General features: G+C 45.6%; 1 protein-coding gene. It reads right to left on the bottom strand.

Translation table 11 applies throughout. The features are described from left to right. Positions 1-102 precede the first annotated feature (102 nt). Complete coding sequence (locus tag E5329_RS29105) at positions 103-1275, bottom strand: DNA cytosine methyltransferase (RefSeq protein ID WP_135992574.1); 1173 nt, start codon at positions 1273-1275, stop codon at positions 103-105. Positions 1276-1307 lie beyond the last annotated feature (32 nt).

Below are 1307 nucleotides of genomic sequence, written 5' to 3' on the forward strand. Positions count from 1 at the left end.
AAAAAGGAACCTTTTACAATTCAAATGTAAAAGATTCCTTAAGTTAATGACATTGTGTAAAATCAACGGTTATGTGCATTTTGAAGGAGTAGAATACTGCCCCTATTTCCCTGCACTTAATTGTGCATAATACATAATGCCGGAAAGTACAAAATAAACATTCGGAAGCGCCACGCCATTCCCCCACATTTTATATTCAGCAGAATCAGACTGCGGATTCTGTAACCATTTCCGGATCTGTGAATCCGACTTTGGTTTGGCAGCTTTTCCGAGTGCTTTTGCATGGGTGATAAAGATTTCCCTCCACCTAGCAATATCCTCATCGGCAGGCTCTTGAATACCAAGACCATCGCACCACCAGTCGGGAAATCCCTGCAGCCTTGCACATTCTGTAGGCATCAGCCTTCGTACTATATAATCTGTTTCCGATTCGTCATTCACAATCGTCGGATCTTTACAATCCGTTGCCACTAATGTATTGGCACACTCTTCATTTGCCTCCATAAAGAACGATGCCTTGGAACCATCATTTGCAGATAATGCGGCATGTACATCCGCAAAAGCAACTGCGTGTTGCTCTGTGGCATTTAAGGTATACATCACATCCGATTCCTTATAGCCGTCACCCTTATGGGAAGGCCTTGTCCCATTGCCCTCAATTACGGCAATGCCACCCTGGTTGCAGGTAGGGTTTCCACCATTTCCATCAAGGGTTCTTGCTGTATCTGCCTCATAAAATCCACTATGGGGATTATCCGACACCATACTGTTACTGCTCTTTCCACATACCCCAAAGGCTCTCGGCTGGACCACTGCCACTCCGCCCTGGTTGGAGTCCGGGGAATTTCCTCCCGTATCAATAGTTCGTGATGTGTCCGTTTCATACACATTCTGTCTTGCATTCCTCGTTCCCTCTGAAGTAAACCGTACATCATATGTTTTTGGCATTTGGACTACAAACGGCTGATTATTCCCGCCTGTTCCAAATGTAGAAAGAATGGTCTGCGATACTTCAAGGGGGCCTGTATATCTGCTGTCCTGTGAGTGGTTTTCAAACATTAAGCTGTCTGTTCCGCCTGTCTCTCCAAAGCCTTCTGTAGCACGGCAGGCAGTATTTTGCCACGACTGGAAGCCCTGCGCAGAATACCCAGACAGGCCTTCTGACTCAAATAATATTTTTCCGGCACTCCCTCCATCAAAATCTGCGACAAGGTAGATACGTTGTCTTCTCTGGGGAACGCCCCAATACTGAGCTAATGTAAAGCGAAAAATAATGTAAAGTCGCCTCCTTCAAATGCCAGATATGC

This window comes from Petralouisia muris (assembly GCF_004793545.1).
Taxonomy (GTDB): Bacteria; Bacillota; Clostridia; order Lachnospirales; family Lachnospiraceae; genus Petralouisia; species Petralouisia muris.